The following is a 20398-nucleotide window of genomic DNA, read 5'->3' as shown; positions in this document are numbered from 1 at the left end:
GCTTTTCATCTGGCTGACGGGCCGGTTTGTAAGCCGTTGTGCCGTGTCAGTGGAGGCGCAGTATAGGGATTTTCTGGACGCTGACAACCCCTAATTTCAAAATAATTACCAAGCGCACATTTTATAACCGCTACGTCTATTTTTGGCGCGATTTTATCGCTTTTGGCAGGTCTGCGAGGCTATTAATGACAAAATCGGCCGCAGCTTCACTTTGCTCAGTGACTGGCTTACCACTACGAACCAGTACTTTTGTCCCTACCTGTGCCGCTGATGCTGCTTGCATGTCTTCCAGTTTGTCTCCAACCATATAAGAAGAAGCCATATCTATATGAAGAAACTCTTGAGCTGAGAGCAGCATGCCCGGTTTCGGTTTGCGGCAATCGCAGGTTTGGCGAAACTCTTCTACTATTGCCTCCGGATGATGCGGGCAATAATAAATACCATCAAGGTCAACGCCACGGTCTGCTAAAGACCAGTCCATCCATTCTGTCAGATTCTCAAAATCACCTTCTGTGAACATGCCGCGGGCAATGCCTGATTGGTTGGTGACAAGAACTAATGCATAGCCCATTGCTTTTAACTCACGCATTGCGTCAATCACACCATCAATGAACACGAACTGGTCAACTTCATGGACATAACCATGGTCAACATTAATGGTGCCATCACGATCGAGAAAAATAGCTGGAACAGACTGTGCCACTTGGTAACTCCTGAAACTGGGGATTTGGTGTAGTATCGCATGGTTTTCTATCTGGGCGAGAACAGACAATCATTCGCAGATTGATTTAGACGTCTGGATGCCTTAACATCCATATTGATAACGGTCATCGCCCGTTATCGGCAGCAGAAAATGCCACGGCTTACACTCATACGATAATAAATAACCTAATGATTAAACTTTCGAATATCACCAAAGTGTTCCAACAAGGAAATCGCAGCATACAGGCGTTGAATAACGTCAGCCTGCATGTTCCTGCTGGGCAAATTTATGGCGTGATTGGCGCATCAGGTGCAGGGAAAAGCACCCTTATCCGTTGCGTAAACCTGCTTGAGCGCCCAACGCAAGGCTCGGTACTGGTCGATGGACAGGAACTAACGACGCTTCCTGAAGGCCAACTTACTAAAGCACGCCGCCAGATTGGCATGATTTTCCAGCACTTTAATTTGCTTTCTTCCCGTACAGTTTATGGCAACATCTCATTGCCTTTAGAGTTGGACAACACTCCTCGCGAAGAAATTAAACGCCGCGTGTCCGAATTACTCGATTTGGTTGGTTTGAGCGATAAACATGATGCTTATCCTGCCAACCTGTCTGGCGGGCAAAAGCAGCGTGTTGCTATCGCACGTGCTTTAGCAAGCAATCCTAAAGTACTTTTATGTGATGAGGCCACCAGCGCACTCGACCCGGCAACCACTCGTTCGATTCTCGAGCTGTTGAAAGACATCAACCGTCGCCTTGGTCTGACTATTCTTTTGATTACTCACGAAATGGATGTCGTAAAACGCATCTGTGATTGCGTCGCGGTTATCAGCGATGGTGAATTAATAGAACAAGATACCGTGAGCGAGGTGTTCTCTCATCCTAAGACGCCACTTGCACAACAGTTTATTCAATCCACTCTGCATTTGGATATTCCAGAAGATTACGCACAGCGTTTGAGCATCAACAAGAGCGACACTACCGTTCCGTTGCTGCGACTGGAGTTTACCGGTCAGTCTGTGGATGCACCTCTTCTTTCCGAAACCGCCCGCCGTTTCAATGTGAACAGCAATATTATCAGCGCGCAGATGGATTACGCCGGTGGCGTGAAATTCGGCATCATGTTGTGCGAATTGCATGGAGAACATCAAGATATGGACGCTGCTATCGCATATTTACAGCAGCAACATGTAAAAGTAGAGGTACTGGGTTATGTCTGAGCCAATGATGTGGTTACTGTTAAAAGGCGTGTATGAAACGCTGGCGATGACGTTTGTATCTGGCTTCTTTGGCTTTGTGCTCGGCCTGCCTGTCGGCGTATTGCTTTATATTACCCGCCCAGGGCAAATCAGCGCGAATGCGAAGGTGTATAACATCCTCTCTGCACTGGTGAATATCTTCCGTTCTATTCCATTCATTATATTGCTGGTGTGGATGATTCCCTTTACCCGTGCAATTGTCGGAACTTCAATTGGTCTGCAAGCGGCTATCGTTCCATTAACCGTCGGTGCAGCACCCTTTATTGCACGTATGGTAGAAAATGCCTTGCTGGAAATCCCATCGGGCCTGATTGAAGCTTCACGCGCTATGGGCGCAACACCGCTGCAAATCATCCGCAAAGTACTTCTGCCAGAAGCACTACCAGGTCTTGTGAACGCTGCAACCATTACGCTAATTACCCTGGTGGGCTATTCTGCTATGGGCGGTGCTGTTGGTGCCGGTGGTCTGGGCCAGATTGGCTATCAGTATGGTTATATCGGATATAACGCTACCGTGATGAATACGGTATTAGTGTTATTGGTAGTATTAGTGTATTTAATTCAAGTCTCTGGCGATCGTATCGTCCGGACTGTAACTCACAAATAATACGTTCAACACAACATCGTTTTTATACATAGTAAGGAAGGGATATGTCTTTTAAATTTAAAACCTTTGCGGCAGTTGGTGCTCTGATTGGTTCTCTGGCACTCGTGGGTTGTGGCCAGGACGAGAAAGATCCAAACCATATCAAAGTGGGCGTTATTGTCGGTGCTGAACAGCAAGTTGCCGAAGTTGCACAGAAAGTCGCAAAAGAGAAATACGGCCTGGATGTTGAGCTGGTTACCTTTAACGATTACGTTCTGCCTAACGAAGCGCTGAGCAAAGGCGATATCGATGCTAACGCCTTCCAGCACAAGCCATACCTGGATCAGCAAATCAAAGACCGTGGCTACAAACTAGTTGCTGTAGGTAACACGTTCGTCTACCCGATTGCTGGCTATTCCAAAAAAATCAAATCTCTGGATGAACTGCAAGCAGGCGCGCAGGTTGCTCTACCAAACGACCCAACTAACCTTGGTCGTTCTTTATTGCTGCTGCAACAACAAGGTCTGATCAAACTGAAAGATGGCGTTGGTCTGCTGCCAACCGTTCTGGATGTTACTGAAAACCCTAAAAACCTGAAGCTGGTTGAACTGGAAGCACCACAACTGCCACGTTCTTTGGATGATGCTCAGATTGCTCTGGCAATCATCAATACCACCTATGCAAGCCAGATTGGCCTGACTCCAGCTAAAGACGGTATCTTTGTTGAAGGCAAAGATTCTCCATACGTAAACCTGATCGTTTCCCGCGAAGATAACAAAGACGCTGAAAACGTGAAGAAATTCGTTCAGGCATACCAGTCTGACGAAGTTTACGAAGCAGCAAACAAAGTCTTCAATGGCGGCGCAGTAAAAGGCTGGTAAGTTTCTATTCTTCTATTTGTACGTAAATATTCTAAGACGGGCGAATGCCCGTCTTGTTATTTGTGCGATAGCTTGGTTCAATAATCGCGTTTTATCATTCATTGAGGAAAAATTATGCGTGCTTTACCGATCTGTTTATTAGCAGTAATGCTGAGCGGCTGTACGATGCTAAGCAGATCTCCCGTTGAACCTGTTCAAAGCACCGCAACACCGCCGGCTCCAGAACCGACTAAACCGAAACCTGTTCGTCCTGCGCCAGTAAAAATCTATACCAATGCAGAAGAATTAGTAGGTAAACCTTTCCGTGATCTCGGTGAAGTGAGCGGTGACTCATGCCAGGTTAGCAATCAGGATTCTCCACCCAATATCCCTACGGCGCGTAAACGCTTGCAAGTAAATGCATCAAAAATGAAAGCTAACGCCGTATTATTACATAGCTGCGATGTCACCAGCGGCACGCCAGGATGTTACCGTCAGGCTGTTTGTGTAGGTTCGGCATTAAATGTCTCGGCAAAATGACAGCATTTAGCTTTGAGCAAATTGGTGTCATTCGCTCCCCGTATAAAGAGAAATTTGCCGTTCCCCGCCAACCAGGTCTGGTAACTGATGGCGGTGGCGAATTGCATTTACTGCCACCTTTTAATATGGCGGATGCTGTTCGTGGCCTCGAAGGTTTTAGTCATCTATGGCTGCTATTTGTCTTTCATCAAACGATGGAAGGTGGCTGGCGGCCCACGGTTCGTCCGCCTCGTTTAGGTGGAAATGCTCGCATGGGCGTGTTTGCTACACGCTCAACATTTCGCCCAAACCCGATTGGTATGTCATTGGTCGAATTGAAAGGTATTCGCTGCCAGAAAGATCAGGTCATTTTGCAGCTTGGTAGTCTGGATTTGGTTGATGGCACTCCGATAGTTGATATCAAACCTTACTTACCGTTTGCTGAAGCGGTGCCAGAAGCCGTTGCAGGTTACGCTCAGAATGCCCCCGCAGCCGATATGCCGGTTTACTTCACATCTGAATTACAACCGCAATTAACACAGCTTGAGAAACGTTACCCGCACATTGAACGTTTCATCCGCGAAGTGCTGGCACAAGATCCCCGTCCGGCTTATCGTAAGGGTGAGGATAGCGGTAAAACTTACGCCGTTTTATTGCTGGAATTCAACGTCCGCTGGCGTGTAACCGAACAGGGTTCAGAAGTGTTTGCTATTGAGAGTCGTTAATTTATCGCCCTTCTCTTTTGACATCCTTGCCACACTGGTAAACTAAAACACTTATTTTGCATCAGGCTACTCAGGTAGCCGGTTATCTGCCGTTCAAATGGAACCGTAACAACATGCGTACTAGCCAATATCTGCTCTCCACACTGAAGGAGACACCAGCCGATGCCGAAGTCATCAGTCACCAACTGATGCTGCGTGCCGGGATGATCCGCAAACTCGCTTCCGGTTTATATGCCTGGTTACCGACCGGTTTGCGTGTTCTGAAAAAAGTCGAAAACATCGTGCGTGAAGAAATGAACAACGCCGGTGCAATCGAGGTGTGTATGCCTGTGGTTCAGCCTGCTGAATTATGGCAAGAAAGTGGTCGTTGGGAGCAATATGGCCCAGAACTGCTGCGTTTTGTTGATCGCGGCGAACGCCCATTTGTACTCGGCCCAACTCATGAAGAAGTCATCACAGACCTGATTCGTAACGAGCTGAGCTCTTACAAGCAGCTGCCGCTGAACTTTTTCCAGATTCAAACCAAATTCCGCGATGAAGTTCGCCCACGTTTCGGCGTGATGCGTTCCCGCGAATTCCTGATGAAAGATGCTTATTCTTTCCATACGACTCAGGAATCTTTGCAGGAAACTTACGATGCGATGTATCAGGCCTACAGCAAAATCTTCACCCGTATGGGTCTGGATTTCCGTGCAGTAGAAGCTGACACAGGTTCTATCGGCGGTAGCGCATCTCATGAATTCCAGGTGCTGGCGCAAAGCGGTGAAGATGACATCATCTTCTCAACCGAATCTGACTACGCAGCTAACATCGAATTTGCTGAGGCTGTAGCTCCAGCAGGCGGTCGTGCAGCACCGACCGTTGAAATGACGCAGATTGATACCCCAAATGCCAAAACCATTGCTGAGTTGGTTGAGCAGTTCAACCTGCCAGTCGAGAAAACAGTTAAAACCCTGATGGTTAAAGCAACTGAAGGCAGTGCTTACCCACTGGTTGCTCTGTTGGTTCGTGGCGATCATGCGCTGAATGAAGTTAAAGCAGAAAAACTGCCACAAGTTGCCAGCCCACTGACTTTCGCAACCGAAGAAGAAATTCGCGCGGTAGTTAATGCAGGTCCTGGCTCACTTGGCCCAGTCAATCTGCCAATTCCAGTGGTTGTTGACCGTACCGTTGCTGCAATGAGCGATTTCGCTGCTGGCGCAAACATCGACGGCAAACATTTCGTTGGTATTAACTGGGAACGTGACGTTGCGCTGCCAGAAGTTGCTGATATCCGTAACGTAGTTGAAGGCGACCCATGCCCAGATGGCAAAGGTACGCTGCTGATTAAACGTGGTATCGAAGTGGGTCATATCTTCCAGCTCGGCACTAAGTATTCCGAAGCGATGAAAGCATCTGTTCAGGGCGAGGACGGCCGTAACCAGATTCTGACTATGGGTTGCTACGGTATTGGCGTGACTCGTGCAGTCGCGGCTTCTATTGAGCAGAACCACGACGAGCGCGGCATTGTGTGGCCAGATGCAATTGCACCGTTCCAGGTTGCCATTCTGCCAATGAACATGCACAAATCTTTCCGCGTGAAGGAGTTAGCCGAAGAGCTGTATTCCACTCTGCGTGCAAAAGGTATCGACGTATTGATGGATGACCGCAAAGAACGTCCAGGCGTGATGTTTGCTGATATGGAACTGATTGGTATTCCACACACTGTCGTTATTGGCGATCGCAACCTTGATAGCGAAGAAGTTGAATACAAAAACCGTCGTGAAGGCGAGAAGCAGATGATCAAAACCAACGAAATCATTGATTTCTTGTTGGCACAGATTAAACGCTAAACCTTGCTGCACTAAGAAAAATGCCCCGCTAGTTGCTTAGCGGGGTATTTTTTTATCAATCTTGACAGGTTTTCTTAGGCTCAAACTTAGCGGCCCGGTCGGTAACGACTGTTTTTTTCAATTCACCACTGTCTGGTGAAGCCTGCAAAGTAAAGTGGGCATCAACCACCAGCAGAACCGGCTGGTAATCTTCTCCACGTGCTGCCGCGTATCCACGCTCAAGCTCAGCGTTGCTGGCAACATTAAAGGTTTTACCTGTTGCACAATCCTGGAAAATCGCTGCATCAGCCATGTATTTATACATGCCTTTCATCGTCATTGGCGTCGCAGGCAAAGCTTCCTTTATTGGCTTCAGGGTGTAATTAAGCTGAGACTCGATCGAATTCCCTGCCCGGTCCAACATTTCCAGGCTATCACCTTTCGGACGGAAATAGAGTTTTTCACCATCACGTTCTGTCAGAACTAATTTATCCGCGGTACGTGCCCAGCTACCGTAGGATGCAAATACTGCCGGTTCTTTTGCCCCTTGATAACGTTGATTCATTACCCAGGTACCGTCTTTTTCCAAAAACAGCGAGGTTTCAATCCCTGAGCAATCCGCACAAGGTATAACACCACGGTAGCTTTGCTGCATCGGCTGCAGTTCTGCTGCTTGTGTCGGCTGCAAAGTTTGCACTTCAGCTCGGTTATTACAGCCAAAAAGTGCAAACAAGCTGCACACAGCAACCGCTGACAATAGAATCTTTTTCACCATCTCCTCCTTCTTCTGGTCAATATCTTTGCCGTTCGTTATTCAGGACGCCGGACTTTTCCACGTAGCGATTTGGTCGTTGATTTCTGAGATTTTGATGTCAAACGACGCTCTTTTGATGCACGTGTAGGCCGGGTTGCTCGTCGACTTTTCTGTTCTACGGTTAATTCTTGAATCAATGAGATAAGCCTTGCGACTGCCGCTTCACGATTCATTTCCTGGCTACGGTATTCCTGCGCTTTGATCACCACCACACCATCTGGAGTAATAAGATGGTGACTGGCCGCCAATAGACGTTCTTTATAATACTCTGGCAGGCTGGAGGCACGAATGTCAAAACGCAAATGGATTGCCGTAGAGGTTTTATTCACGTGTTGGCCACCCGCACCTTGTGCGCGGATAGCAGTAATGGTGACTTCACTGTCCGGTATTGCTACCGCGCGGGATACTTCTATCATCAATGATGCTGCCAGGCCGTAAAGTGAATTTCGAGATTATTCTCAGCATCAGACAACCAAATTGCCCCATCCTGAATGGTGGCCTGCAAGTTCATCGAACGCGTACCAAACTCACTTAGCTTAGCCAACTGCTCGTCATCCAAATACCAGATAGACAAATTCTGATACTGCTTAAGTTTATTCTGATGCTGCTGCCACCAGATTTCAGCCGCACGGCTGTTATAGGTAAACAGTGCAACTTCAGCAGATTGGCTACAGGCTTTTTTCAGGCGTTTTTCTTCTGGTAAACCCAGTTCAATCCACAGGTCGATGCCCATGTGATCATTGCGCTGCCAGATTTCTGGTTCTTCTTCAGCACTTAATCCGCGTGAAAATTGCAGCCGTTCGTTAGCGTATTTAATCCACGCTAATAAACGCAGCATCATTCGTTCTTGAGTTTCTGAAGGATGGCGCGCAAGCGTCAGGTTGCTATCCAGGAATTGATTGCGATCGAGATCGGCAACATTCACCATCGCTTTATATATTGTCGCTTTTAACGCCATCACACTTCTCCACACTAATTAGGCGTTCATTGTAGCGAAAACCTCACTAAAACGCTGTTATGTATTCACTCAAGTAGAGAGTCAGGCTGCTGATATCGGTTTCATGCCTGTGGTATAGTCACCTTGCTAAACAGAGTTTATCTTCGTAGGCTTAACTGGCATCCCACGATTAAGTCTGAGGTCGGGACTCTGAAAGGAGGGCGTGTGGAAAAGTATTGTGTATTAGTACGGCAGCGCTATGCGGAAATAGCCAGCGGAGATTTGGGTTACATTCCGGATGCACTGGGTTGCGTCTTGAAGGTGCTAAACGAAGTGGCTTCCGATGAAGCACAACCAGAATCTATTAGGGAACAGGCGGCGTACGCTGCCGCGAACTTACTGGTGAGCGATTATGTCAATGAATGATGCCTATCAACCCATCAATTGTGATGATTATGACAATCTCGAGCTCGCCTGCCAGAATCACTTATTGTTGACACTGGAGTTAAAGAGCGGAGAAGTTTTCAAGGCGAAAGCCAGTGACCTGGTATCTCGTAAAAACATCGAATATTTGATTCTCGACGATGCCGGTGCCACCCGCGAAGTTCGCCTCGATAAAATTACCAGCTTCAGCCATCCTGAAATTGGTACTGTCGTAGTTAGCGAGTCCTGATACGCAAAGTATCCGCATGCGCGGGCAGCTCTGAGCTGCCCGTTTTTTTATGGCTTCATTGAAGCGTAATAAGCCGCCAGATTGCTAATATCTTCATCCGACAAGCCGCTAACGTACGCCTTCATCACTTCAGCTTGCCCACCGCTACGCTCACCCTTTTTATATGCCTGTAGTGAATGCTCAAGATAAGCCTCGTTCTGACCAGCAAGATTCGGATACATCGGCACCGATACTTTCCCCGTCGCACCATGGCAAGCCACACACATCATGGCTTTTTGCTCACCAGCTTGCGCATCCCCTTTTGCCAGTACCGGTTGGGCACACAATAAAATTCCCGCCAAAATGATTATTCTCTTCATTGCTGATTCTCCTTTTGCCAGTCGACATGCCAGCATGATTGGTCCGTTGCTTTCCCATCCTGGGTGACAAAAACTCCCAGAGCCGCAATCAGTTGTTCGCCATAATATAACAGTGGTGTTCTTTCCCGCTGCCACGGCGGGATCCCTGACTCTTGCCAGATTTTTTTCAGGCTTCGCCTGCGTTCACGCCCAACGATATGGAACTGTCCGGAAGCTTTAAAGCGTACAGTCACAGGTTCGTAATCGAGAGGTGCGCGAATTTCCAACCCTTCAGCCACGCATTGAAGAGTTCCCAAACCGTCTGGCAACGTTAATGGTGCAAAAGGTGCAGGCCAGGGAACAATTTCATCGCCTAACCGATTTGTTATCGGCAGCCAATACAATGCACCCTGATAACGACGAACTTCATAGTCGCCAAATTTCAGGCGTGGATTGGCATCTTCACGGCTCGTAGCCACCTCATCCCACAAACGCTCAAGTGCCGCTCGTGACGGCATGGAGGCTTTGTGCAAAGCAAACCACCGGCGTAACAATGCCGCACGACGTATAGCACTGAGAGAAAACATAGGTTCAATGAATATCGCACCATCGTCCTGAACTAACTCATCAAGCTGTTCTGCCAATAACTCATCAAGGAGCTGTTCTTGCTCTCCACACAGCTCAGCGCTACGGGCAACACTTTGAGGAAAATGAGGCCAGCGTTGCTGGATTTCAGGTAGTACACGCAGACGCAAGAAATTGCGATCGTAGCTATCATCCTGATTACTTTCGTCTTCTATCCACGTTAATTGGTGCTCATTGGCCCAGGCTTCCAGTTCTTTACGAGTTTGCCCAAGCAGCGGTCGGATCAACTCCGTTGAACCAAAAGGCAAACGTTGTGGCATGGCAGCTAATCCCGCCGGGCCACTCCCCCGCTTTAAGGCCAGCAAAAACGTTTCGCATTGGTCATCAAGATGTTGTGCCGTTAGCAGCATTTCTTCCGGGCGCAATGTTTCCGCCAGCGCCTGATAACGCGCCACACGGGCGTGAGCTTCAACACCTAGCCCATCGTCAGCCAGTTGTACTCGTTTTACTTCAAATAACACGTTCCATTGCTCACAGACTTTCCGGCAATGTTTCGCCCATTCATCGGCAAAAGGACTTAGACCATGGTGAATATGCATTGCGCGAATGTGAAAATTCGCAGCATGAGTATCACGAAGCGTGACCAACTGATGGAGCAAAACCGTGGAATCCAGGCCACCACTAAAAGCCACCAGCAAATGTGGGTGCGGATGCAGCAATCTGAGTAGAGGACGAAGTTGCATAGTCAGCAATTTAAATAAGGATTTGCCCAGCACGTTACTGGGCAACGACATATGAGGCAAGCGTTACTGTGGGTAAAACTATTGTTGGTAAAGTTCGAGGGGCAAACCATCCGGGTCATTAAAGAAAGTAAAACGCTTGTCAGTGAAAGGATCGATACGAACTGGCTCGCACTTCACGCCATTATCTTCCAGATGAGAAATAGCGTTGTCGATATTGTTAACGCTGAACGCTAAATGGCGCAGACCGCAAGCTTCCGGGCGGCTCGGCCTTGCTGGCGGGGAAGGAAATGAAAACAGCTCAATGACATATTGCCCGTTCAGTGCCAAATCTCCTTTCCATGAATCTCGCTCCTCGCGATACGCTTCAGCTTGCAGCGTAAAACCGAGAATATCGCAGTAAAAATGTTTACTGATTGGGTAGTCCGACGCAATGATAGCGATGTGGTGAACTTGCTTTAAACCCAGCATAAATGCTCCTTTGTCTTTTTCGTGCGCTTACTATCATGCATCAGTAAATCAATACGCTAAACCGTTTTTAAGACCCGAACCCGGTAAATGCCATCTTCGCCAAGTTTAGCCCCATGGATATCCGTTTCAAAGCCGGGATAATGCTCCCCGACAGAACACAGCATTAGCAAAAAATCGAGCACCGCACGGCTTTCATTGGTGATCGTCTCCCCAGGCATGACTACCGGCACACCCGGCGGGTACGGCAAAATCATGTTTGCAGAAACACGGTTCAATAATTGTTCGATTTCTACCGTTTCAACATTGCCTTTAACTTGCTGTTGATAAGCCTTGTGCGGTGTCATTTTCATTTCAGGTAACACATCAAAAGCACGCAACATCAGGTCAGAAAGATTGTGCTGCTTAATCAGCTTGTGGATGCCTTGTGCTAAATCCTGAATACGCATGTTGCGATAAAAATCAGGGTCTTCTGCATACAAATCTGGCAGCATGTTTTTCACACGCAGGTTGAGGTCGTAAGAGCGTTTAAATTCCGTCAACCCCCGCAACAAGCTTAATGCTTTGGTTTTATCGATACCAATACTGAACAGGAACAGTAAGTTATACGGCCCTGTTTTCTCGACCACAACGCCACGTTCATCGAGGAACTTCGCCACCAGCGCCGCAGGAATCCCCTCTTGCGCCATCGTTCCCAACTCATCCATACCGGGGGTCAGAATAGTGACTTTAATCGGGTCAAGGTACATATGGTCAGCGTCGGCATCTTTAAAACCGTGCCAGTCTTCTTCGACTGGCGAAATTGGCCAGCATGCAGCTTCATCAATGAATTCTGGCTGCCAGATATCAAAGAACCAATCCTCAGATTCCTCACGCAAGCGCTGAACCTCACGGCGAAAATGCAGAGCACGTTCTACAGAACGGTTGATCAAACGCTTACCAGGGTTACCACGCAGCATCGCAGCCGCTGTTTCAATAGACGCTACCAGCGGATAACTGGGTGAAGTGGTGGTATGCATCATGTAGGCTTCGTTAAACGTCTGCTCGTCATAATCCCCTTTGATATGAATGAGGGATGCTTGCGACAACGCAGCCAGTAATTTGTGCGTGGACTGCGTTTCATAGATGATTTTCCCTGGTACACGGTCGCCGCTCATCCCGCTTTTCCCCTGGTAAATAGGATGGAAATTGGTATACGGCACCCAGGCTGAATCAAAGTGAATTGAGGGAACGTCCAGCGTTTGCTTGATGAACTCAGTGTTATAGAGCAAACCATCGTAGGTTGAATTAGTGATAACCGCATGCACTGGCCATTGTGCGTTTTCCGTAGCGGCTACTTTTGCTTCAATGCTCTCACGCATAAATTCCCGCTTCGGGATGCCACCCAAAATCCCCAGAGCATTGCGCGTTGGTTTTAACCAAATGGGAACCAAATCCGTCATCATCAATAGATGAGTCAGCGACTTATGGCAGTTACGGTCGATGAGAACCGTACTACCGGACGGTGCGGCGTACATGCCGACGATTTTATTCGACGTCGATGTACCATTGGTCACCATATAGCTTTGTTCCGCACCGAATGTGCGGGCTATATATTCCTCGGCTTCCAGATGGGGGCCTGTATGATCAAGCAACGAACCAAGTTCGGTCACTGAAATCGAAACATCCGCCTTGAGCGTATTCGCGCCAAAAAAGTCATAGAACAGGCAACCTACCGGGCTTTTCTGATAGGCCGTACCCGCCATATGGCCTGGTGTACAGAAGGTATATTTCCCTTCATTAACATAGTTGAATAACGCTTTGGTTAACGGCGGAGTGATGTTATCCAGATATTCATTAGTGTACTGGCGGATTCGCAAGGCGATGTCATCGGCGGCACTCAGCGCGTACTCAAAAAACCACAGCGCCATGCGCATTTCGTTGACACTAACATCCAGCGAAGAATGCGCATTGATAAACGCATACAGTGGCAAATATTCATTCAGGGCATTAATTTCGCTGCAAAGATCCAGGCTGTATTCGTCCCAGTCAAAAATGACACCACAGATACGCGGATTATGTTCGATGAGTTTGAGCAGGTCGGCGCCATTTGTGGGATAAATGAGCCGGAAACCTTGCACTTCCAGCGCTTGATGCAGCTCTTTGATCGGCTCATCTTTGTAGAAAACGCCGTGCGTCCCCATGATTGCAATAATATTCAATGCTCACCTCCTGGCAAAAATACTTCAGGTAAGCATAGTTTATTGAAATCGCACTTAGGACAAGCGTTAGGGTGTAAAGCTTTATAAAGTGTGGAGTTCAGGCAATAAAAAAGGCCAGAATTTCTTCTGACCTCTCTTTGTCATACATCACGCTATCACGCGTAGCCGTAGCTCATCAGACGATGATAACGACGAGCCAACAGCTCTTCGGTATTCAACACATCCAGATCGGCCAGGTCGGCCAGCAATTGAGCCTTCAGTGAAGCAGCCATGGCTTCAACGTTACGGTGCGCACCACCCAATGGTTCAGGGATAACTGAATCGATTAGCTTCAGCTCTTTCAGGCGTGGAGCAATGATACCCATTGCTTCTGCGGCGATAGGCGCTTTATCAGCACTTTTCCACAGAATTGACGCACAGCCTTCTGGAGAGATAACAGAATAGGTGCTGTATTGCAGCATATTCACTTTATCGCCCACACCAATCGCCAGCGCGCCACCAGAGCCACCTTCACCAATTACGGTACAGATGACTGGTACTTTCAGACCAGACATTTCACGCAAGTTGCGCGCGATAGCTTCTGACTGACCGCGCTCCTCCGCACCCACGCCAGGATAAGCACCTGGGGTATCAATGAAGGTAATGATTGGCATTTTGAAACGCTCAGCCATTTCCATCAAACGCAGTGCTTTACGGTATCCTTCTGGTGCTGGCATACCAAAGTTACGGCGAATTTTCTCTTTGGTTTCACGGCCTTTCTGATGGCCAATAACCATCACCGGACGGCCGTCAAGACGCGCAATCCCGCCAACGATAGCTTTATCGTCAGCATACGCGCGATCACCCGCCAGTTCGTCAAACTCATCAAAAGCCAGACGCAGATAATCAAGCGTATACGGGCGCTGCGGATGACGCGCCAGTTGAGCAATCTGCCATGCACCTAAATCGGCAAAGATTTTACGTGTGAGTTCTACGCTTTTTTCACGCAGACGCTGCACTTCTTCGTCGAGATTAATATCTAACTTTTCGTCCTGACGGCTAACAGCAGTCAGGGAATCAATTTTCGCTTCCAGCTCTGCAATCGGCTGTTCAAAATCGAGGAAATTCAGACTCATAATATTCCTGTATTAATCAAACTCCAGTTCCACCTGCTCTGCACCTATCAACGTACGCAGCTCATTGAGCAAACGATCACTCGGGGATACACGCCATGCTGCGCCAAAACGCAAACGCGCTCGTGCATCCGCTCTCTGATAGTAGAGATGTACTGGAATGGTCCCCGAACGATGGGGTTCCAGGGACTGACGGAGACGGTTCAAAAGCTGGTCATCAATTTGCCTGTCCGTCAGCGAGATAGCAAGCCCACGCGCATACTTTTCGCGGGCCTCGTCAATGTCCATTACTTCGCGAGCGGTCATTTTAAGGCCGCCGCTGAAATCATCAAAGCTGACCTGTCCGCTGACGATCAGGATACGGTCTTTTTCCAACAGATGCTGGTACTTTTCTAACGCATCTGTGAATAGCATCACTTCCAGACGACCAGAACGGTCGTCCAGAGTACAGATGCCAATGCGATTGCCGCGCTTAGTAATCATCACCCGCGAAGCAATCACCAGACCCGCAGCCGTGGTCATTTTACCACGTTCTGTCGGGTGCATCTCTTTCAGGCGCATGCCACCGACATAGCGCTCAATTTCTTTAAGGTACTGGGTAATTGGGTGGCCTGTCAGGTATAAACCCAACGTTTCACGTTCACCGTCCAGCACCACTTGTTCAGGCCACGGAATAACGCTGGCATAGGACTGTTCAACTTGCTCCGGTTCATCAGCCAGCACACCGAACATATCCACCTGACCAATCGCTTCAGCTTTCGCGTGTTGGTCAGCAGCTTTAAGCGCATCACCCAGCGCATTCATTAGTGCGGCACGATGCGGCCCAAGGCGGTCAAATGCCCCGGACATAATCAACTTTTCAAGTACTCGCTTGTTAAGCTTTTTGGTATCAACACGCGCGCAGAGGTCGAACAATTCGCGGAAATAACCGCCTTCGTTACGCGCCTCGATTATCGCTTCAATTGGGCCTTCACCGACACCTTTAATTGCGCCGATACCGTAAACAATTTCACCGTCGTCATTAACGTGAAAATGATACAGCCCCGAGTTGATATCCGGCGGTAAAATTTTCAGGCCCATGCGCCAGCATTCATCCACCAGCCCTACAATTTTCTCGGTGTTATCCATATCTGCGGTCATAACCGCGGCCATGAATTCTGCTGGATAGTGTGCCTTTAACCATAGCGTCTGGTAAGAAACCAACGCATAAGCTGCTGAGTGAGATTTGTTAAACCCATAACCGGCAAATTTCTCTACCAGGTCAAAGATCTTAATCGCCAATTCGCCGTCAATACCACGAGATTTCGCGCCATCTTCAAAGCCACCACGCTGCTTCGCCATCTCGACGGGGTTCTTTTTGCCCATCGCACGACGCAACATATCTGCGCCGCCGAGTGAATAACCCGCCAGTACCTGCGCAATCTGCATAACCTGTTCTTGATACAGGATAATGCCATAGGTCGGTTCCAGTACCGGTTTCAGGCTTTCATGCTGCCATTGAATATCCGGATAAGAGATAGCTTCACGCCCGTGCTTACGGTCAATAAAGTTATCTACCATACCTGATTGCAGTGGGCCTGGGCGGAACAGCGCAACCAATGCAATCATATCTTCGAAGCAGTCAGGTTGCAGACGCTTAATCAAATCTTTCATGCCGCGAGATTCAAGCTGGAATACCGCAGTGGTTTCCGAACGTTGCAGCATGTCGAAGCTTTTCTTGTCCTCGAGCGGAATAGCGGCGATATCAATCGGCTCTAATCCCTGCTTTGCCCGACGCGGATTGATCATCTTCAACGCCCAGTCGATGATCGTAAGTGTGCGCAAACCGAGGAAGTCGAACTTCACCAGACCGGCGTATTCCACGTCGTTTTTATCGAACTGAGTGACCGGATTTTGGCCCTGGTCGTCGCAGTAAAGCGGTGCAAAGTCGGTAATTTTTGTGGGCGCAATCACCACGCCACCAGCGTGTTTACCAGCGTTTCGCGTTACACCTTCAAGCTTACGCGCCATGTCGATAAGCGCTTTAACTTCTTCATCAGCCTCATAGATTTCAGGGAGCTGCGGTTCAGCTTCAAACGCTTTCGCAAGCGTCATACCTGGATCTGGCGGGATCAGTTTAGAAATACGATCGACGAAACCGTAAGGGTGCCCCAGTACACGACCCACATCACGGATAACCGCCTTTGCCGCCATCGTACCGAAGGTAATAATTTGTGATACCGCTTCACGCCCGTACATTTCTGCCACGTGGTCGATAACCCAGTCGCGTTTTTCCATGCAGAAATCGATGTCGAAGTCAGGCATTGAAACACGTTCTGGGTTAAGGAAACGTTCGAACAGCAGGTCGAACTCCAGCGGATCTAGGTCGGTAATTTTCAGAGCATAAGCAACCAGCGAGCCTGCACCCGAACCACGACCTGGTCCGACTGGCACACCGTTGTCTTTCGACCACTGGATAAATTCCATTACGATCAGGAAGTAGCCCGGGAATCCCATCTGGTTGATAACTTTAAGCTCAATTTCCAGACGCTCATCATACGGCACTCGTTTTACCGCACGCTCTTCAGGATCTTTGAACAAGAATTCCAGACGATCTTCCAGCCCTTCTCTGGATTTCATCACCAGGAAGTCTTCGGTAGACATCTCACCGGTTGGGAACTGGGGTAAGAAGTATTCGCCCAGACGTACTGTGACATTACAACGTTTGGTGATTTCTACGCTGTTTTCCAGCGCTTCCGGGATATCGGAAAAAAGCTCGCACATTTCTTCTTCGGTACGCAGATACTGTTGAGAAGAATAGTTGCGTGGGCGCTTGGGATCGTCGAGCGTGAAACCATCGTGGATGGCGACGCGAATTTCATGGGCATCGAAATCGGTAGCCTCAATGAATCTAACATCATTGGTTGCCACGACTGGCAAGCCACGTTCATCCGCCAGCGCTACAGCGGCGTGCAAATAGCTTTCTTCGTCAGGACGGCCGGTACGAATCAGTTCCAAATAGAAGCGATCGGCAAAATATTGCTGGTAGAACTCCAGACACTGATCAAGCTGTGCCGTATTTCCACGTAACAAGTTTTTGCCAATATCCCCCATACGCCCGCCAGAGAGCAGGATCAGTCCCTCGTTTAGCTCGGCAAGCCAGGTTCTATCTATAATCGGGCCTGCGGCACCATACCCACGCTGGTAGGCTTTTGAGATTAACAGCGTCAGGTTTTGATAACCGGTATTGTTAGCGGCGAGCACAGTCAAATGGCTGAGTTCATCACCCAGTAATTCATTCGCAACGTTAAAATCAGCCCCGATGATCGGCTTGAGCCCTACGCCATGCGCAGCACCATAGAATTTCACCAGCCCACAAAGGTTGGTAAAATCGGTGATAGCAATTGCTGGCATCCCCATCTCCGCGGCTTTCTTCACCAGCGGAGCTGTTTTTGCCAGGCCATCAACCATGGAGTAGTCGCTGTGCACCCTAAGGTGTACGAAACGTGGTTCAGCCATTTCTCATTCCGATTAGAAGTGTAACGTACGTCTGCAAATCAGGACGCCAGCCCGAGAGCGCGTTTGACCGGAGCAAAACTACGACGGTGATGCTCAGTAGCACCATGCTCTGCCAGCTTTTCGAGATGGAAAGCGGTAGGGTAGCCCTTGTGTTGGGCAAAACCATATTGCGGAAAACAGAGATCAAGCTCTGTCATTTCACGGTCACGTGTCACTTTAGCAATTATTGATGCCGCGCTAATTTCTGCCACACGACTGTCACCTTTCACCACTGCCAGCGAGGGCATCGGTAATGCGGGGCAGCGATTGCCATCAATCAACACATATTCAGGGACAACGGAAAGGCCAGCAACGGCACGCTGCATTGCTAACATCGTGGCATGTAAAATGTTTAATTGATCGATCTCTTCCGGCTCAGCACGGCCAAGGCTCCAGGAAAGCGCTTTTTCGATAATTTCATCGTATAGCGCATTACGGCGTTTTTCAGAGAGTTTTTTCGAATCCGCAAGCCCAATGATAGGGTTTGCGGGATCAAGAATGACCGCAGCAGTCACCACGGCACCAACCAGCGGGCCACGGCCAACTTCATCAACACCAGCAACTAATTGATTATGAGGATAAATAAATTCAATCATTGTGCGAGCTCCAGCACAGCATCTGCCGCTTGTTCATCGGCATTACAACGAATCTGCTGATGCAAGTCACGGAAGGTATCATGCATTTGATGGCTCTGCGCACAGTCTTCAAGCAACGGAGCAAGTGCCTTCGCAAGCGCATTTGGTTCACACTCGTCCTGCAATAACTCTTTGACGAGTTCACGGCCAGCCAAGAGATTGGGTAGTGAAACGTAATCAGTTTTTACCAGACGTTTAGCCAGCCAGAAGGTAAAGGGTTTCATACGATAACCCACGACCATCGGGCATTTTGCCAGCATACACTCGAGTGCAGCGGTACCTGATGCCAGCAATGCGGCATCACTTGCCACCATCGCTTCTCGCCCTTGCCCATTGAGCAAATGCATTGTCAGATCTGGGGCGACTTCGGATTTAATGTGTTCGAATTGTTCACGTCGTTTGGCGTTAACCAGCGGAACAACTATTTCCAACCCAGGAAAACGTTCACGCAGCAAAAGAGCCGTTTTAAGGAAATCTGCGCTGAGCATTTCCACTTCTGCACCACGGCTTCCAGGCAGCAAAGCCAGGCATTTGGCATCAGGGGAAATACCGAGCGTCGCACGAGCGGCGTTTTTATCGGGATCAAGCGGCATGGCATCAGCCATGGTATGACCGATAAACCGGCACGGGACATTAAATCTATCGTAAAACGCTTTTTCGAAAGGTAGAAATGCGAGTACCAGATCCGTTGCTCTACCAATTTTGAAAACGCGTTTTTGCCGCCAGGCCCAAACGGAGGGGCTGACGTAATGAATGGTACGAATACCCTGTTTTTTGAGATTACCCTCCAGCGTGATATTGAAATCAGGGGCATCAATACCGACAAAAACATCTGGCTGTAATTCATTGAAGCGGCGCGTGAGATCGGCACGAATATGGAGTAAACGGCGCAGGCGACCGAGCACTTCAACAATGCCCATCACTGCCAGTTCTTCCATCTCATACCAGGCTTCGCAACCTTCGGCCTGCATCAATGGACCAGCAACACCCACAAAACGAGCATCAGGTACACGAGCTTTCAGGGCACGAATAAGACCTGCACCAAGAATATCGCCGGAAGTTTCTCCGGCGACCAGGGCAATCGTAAGCGGACGACCAGGTTTCATTTAGCGAATCAGACCACGCGTTGAACGCGCAAAAAATTCAACGAATGCGTTCACTTCTGGATGCTGCTCGGCAAGCTGAGCTATTTCCGGTTTAGCTTCTTCGAAGGTTTTTCCGCTGCGGTAGAGAATTTTGTACGCGTTACGAACCGCGTGTATTGCTTCTCTGGTGAAACCACGGCGTTTAAGCCCTTCGATGTTGACGCCAAAAGGTGTTGCATGGTTGCCCTGAGCAATAACATACGGCGGAACATCTTGTGCAACGCCGGAACAACCACCCACCATAACGTGCGCACCAATAATGCAGAACTGGTGTACAGCGGTCATACCACCAATGATTGCGAAATCATCGACAGAAACGTGACCAGCAAGTGTTGCGTTATTTGCGAGGATACAGCGATTTCCCACGGTACAGTCATGCGCCACGTGGGCGTTGACCATCAGCAAGTTATCACTACCCACCTTCGTCAACCCACCACCCTGCTCTGTTCCGCGATGAATGGTGACGCTCTCGCGAATGCGGTTGCGATCGCCAATTTCCACACGGGTTGGTTCGCCAGCGTATTTAAGATCCTGGTTAACTTCACCAATGGAGGCGAACTGATAAAACTCGTTATCACGGCCAATAGTCGTATGACCATTTACCACAACATGAGACTTCAGAACGGTGCCGTCACCAATCTCAACATGCGGACCAACAACACAAAACGGGCCGATATGAACGTTAGCACCAATAACGGCACCTTCTTCCACAATGGCAGATGGATGAATAAAGGCGGATTTATCAATCAC

21 protein-coding genes are annotated in these 20398 nt (G+C 48.8%); 8 read left to right on the top strand and 13 right to left on the bottom strand.

All coding sequences use genetic code 11. The annotated features are described in order from the left end of the window. Nucleotides 1-136 precede the first annotated feature (136 nt). A complete protein-coding gene (gmhB, locus tag FH968_RS15470) occupies nt 137-703 on the bottom strand; it encodes a D-glycero-beta-D-manno-heptose 1,7-bisphosphate 7-phosphatase (RefSeq protein ID WP_139881060.1) in 567 nt (188 codons plus the stop codon). 188 nt (nt 704-891) lie between these two features. Between gmhB and metN the strand changes: the two genes are divergently transcribed. The 6 genes from metN to proS all read left to right on the top strand — a co-directional run bounded on the left by metN (nt 892) and on the right by proS (nt 6484). Further along, on the top strand, nt 892-1923 hold the full coding sequence (gene metN / locus FH968_RS15465; protein ID WP_139881057.1) for a methionine ABC transporter ATP-binding protein MetN: 1032 nt from the start codon (nt 892-894) through the stop codon (nt 1921-1923). Next, on the top strand, nt 1916-2569 hold the full coding sequence (locus FH968_RS15460; RefSeq protein WP_139881055.1) for a methionine ABC transporter permease MetI: 654 nt from the start codon (nt 1916-1918) through the stop codon (nt 2567-2569). Before metN ends, FH968_RS15460 begins: the two co-directional genes overlap by 8 nt. 44 nt (nt 2570-2613) lie before the next feature. After that, nucleotides 2614-3429, top strand: coding sequence for a methionine ABC transporter substrate-binding lipoprotein MetQ (metQ, locus tag FH968_RS15455; RefSeq protein ID WP_139881053.1), 816 nt, complete (start codon nt 2614-2616; stop codon nt 3427-3429). Between the two features lie 114 nt (nt 3430-3543). Beyond that, entirely contained in the window at nt 3544-3948 is a 405-nt protein-coding gene (gene rcsF / locus FH968_RS15450) for an Rcs stress response system protein RcsF (protein ID WP_139881050.1), read from the top strand. Next, nucleotides 3945-4652: a tRNA (N6-threonylcarbamoyladenosine(37)-N6)-methyltransferase TrmO gene (gene tsaA / locus FH968_RS15445; protein WP_139881049.1), complete on the top strand. Its 708-nt coding sequence runs from the start codon at nt 3945-3947 to the stop codon at nt 4650-4652. The genes rcsF and tsaA overlap by 4 nt, the downstream gene beginning before the upstream one ends. Nucleotides 4653-4765: 113 nt before the next feature. Then, nucleotides 4766-6484 (top strand): proline--tRNA ligase, encoded by a 1719-nt coding sequence (gene proS, locus FH968_RS15440; protein ID WP_139881047.1) that lies wholly within the window; start codon nt 4766-4768, stop codon nt 6482-6484. A gap of 55 nt (nt 6485-6539) precedes the next feature. Here the strand turns inward: proS and nlpE are convergent, their stop codons facing one another. From nlpE to FH968_RS15425, 3 genes are read right to left on the bottom strand one after another with little or no spacing between them, the layout of a single operon-like run. Then, on the bottom strand, nt 6540-7235 hold the full coding sequence (nlpE, locus tag FH968_RS15435; protein WP_139881046.1) for an envelope stress response activation lipoprotein NlpE: 696 nt from the start codon (nt 7233-7235) through the stop codon (nt 6540-6542). Nucleotides 7236-7273: 38 nt separating this feature from the next. Continuing rightward, nucleotides 7274-7693 (bottom strand): alternative ribosome rescue aminoacyl-tRNA hydrolase ArfB, encoded by a 420-nt coding sequence (arfB, locus tag FH968_RS15430; RefSeq protein ID WP_139881045.1) that lies wholly within the window; start codon nt 7691-7693, stop codon nt 7274-7276. Further along, entirely contained in the window at nt 7693-8235 is a 543-nt protein-coding gene (locus FH968_RS15425) for a YaeQ family protein (RefSeq protein WP_139881043.1), read from the bottom strand. The genes arfB and FH968_RS15425 overlap by 1 nt, the downstream gene beginning before the upstream one ends. A 204-nt stretch (nt 8236-8439) precedes the next feature. On the opposite strand from FH968_RS15425, the gene FH968_RS15420 reads away from it, so the two are divergent. Further along, on the top strand, nt 8440-8640 hold the full coding sequence (locus FH968_RS15420; protein WP_139881041.1) for a YaeP family protein: 201 nt from the start codon (nt 8440-8442) through the stop codon (nt 8638-8640). Next, nucleotides 8627-8887 (top strand): Rho-binding antiterminator, encoded by a 261-nt coding sequence (rof, locus tag FH968_RS15415; protein WP_139881039.1) that lies wholly within the window; start codon nt 8627-8629, stop codon nt 8885-8887. Before FH968_RS15420 ends, rof begins: the two co-directional genes overlap by 14 nt. Nucleotides 8888-8934: 47 nt before the next feature. Here the strand turns inward: rof and FH968_RS15410 are convergent, their stop codons facing one another. From FH968_RS15410 to lpxA, 9 genes are all read right to left on the bottom strand, one after another. Then, nucleotides 8935-9246 (bottom strand): cytochrome c, encoded by a 312-nt coding sequence (locus FH968_RS15410; protein WP_139881037.1) that lies wholly within the window; start codon nt 9244-9246, stop codon nt 8935-8937. Beyond that, the gene (gene tilS, locus FH968_RS15405; protein WP_139881068.1) at nt 9243-10553 is read right to left on the bottom strand and encodes a tRNA lysidine(34) synthetase TilS; all 1311 of its coding nucleotides are present in this window, start codon (nt 10551-10553) and stop codon (nt 9243-9245) included. The genes FH968_RS15410 and tilS overlap by 4 nt, the downstream gene beginning before the upstream one ends. A gap of 78 nt (nt 10554-10631) precedes the next feature. Further along, the gene (locus tag FH968_RS15400; protein ID WP_139881035.1) at nt 10632-11021 is read right to left on the bottom strand and encodes a VOC family protein; all 390 of its coding nucleotides are present in this window, start codon (nt 11019-11021) and stop codon (nt 10632-10634) included. A 56-nt stretch (nt 11022-11077) separates the two neighbouring features. Further along, nucleotides 11078-13219 carry a lysine decarboxylase LdcC gene (locus FH968_RS15395; protein WP_139881032.1) on the bottom strand — a complete coding sequence of 714 codons (2142 nt, stop codon included), beginning with the start codon at nt 13217-13219 and terminating at the stop codon, nt 11078-11080. A 155-nt stretch (nt 13220-13374) separates the two neighbouring features. After that, nucleotides 13375-14334, bottom strand: coding sequence for an acetyl-CoA carboxylase carboxyl transferase subunit alpha (gene accA / locus FH968_RS15390; protein ID WP_064516346.1), 960 nt, complete (start codon nt 14332-14334; stop codon nt 13375-13377). A gap of 12 nt (nt 14335-14346) precedes the next feature. Beyond that, complete coding sequence (dnaE, locus tag FH968_RS15385; protein WP_139881030.1) at nt 14347-17829, bottom strand: DNA polymerase III subunit alpha; 3483 nt, start codon at nt 17827-17829, stop codon at nt 14347-14349. Between the two features lie 38 nt (nt 17830-17867). After that, nucleotides 17868-18464, bottom strand: a complete 597-nt coding sequence (gene rnhB, locus FH968_RS15380) for a ribonuclease HII (protein ID WP_139881028.1) — start codon at nt 18462-18464, stop codon at nt 17868-17870. Next, nucleotides 18461-19609 (bottom strand): lipid-A-disaccharide synthase, encoded by a 1149-nt coding sequence (lpxB, locus tag FH968_RS15375; RefSeq protein ID WP_139881026.1) that lies wholly within the window; start codon nt 19607-19609, stop codon nt 18461-18463. Before lpxB ends, rnhB begins: the two co-directional genes overlap by 4 nt. Beyond that, nucleotides 19610-20398, bottom strand: coding sequence for an acyl-ACP--UDP-N-acetylglucosamine O-acyltransferase (gene lpxA / locus FH968_RS15370; RefSeq protein WP_139881024.1), 789 nt, complete (start codon nt 20396-20398; stop codon nt 19610-19612).

Origin of the sequence: Buttiauxella sp. B2, from assembly GCF_006376615.1 — a bacterium.
Classification (GTDB): domain Bacteria; phylum Pseudomonadota; class Gammaproteobacteria; order Enterobacterales; family Enterobacteriaceae; genus Buttiauxella.
The sequence above is the reverse complement of the archived record's forward strand: the minus strand, read 5'-3'. Positions and strand labels throughout refer to the sequence as shown.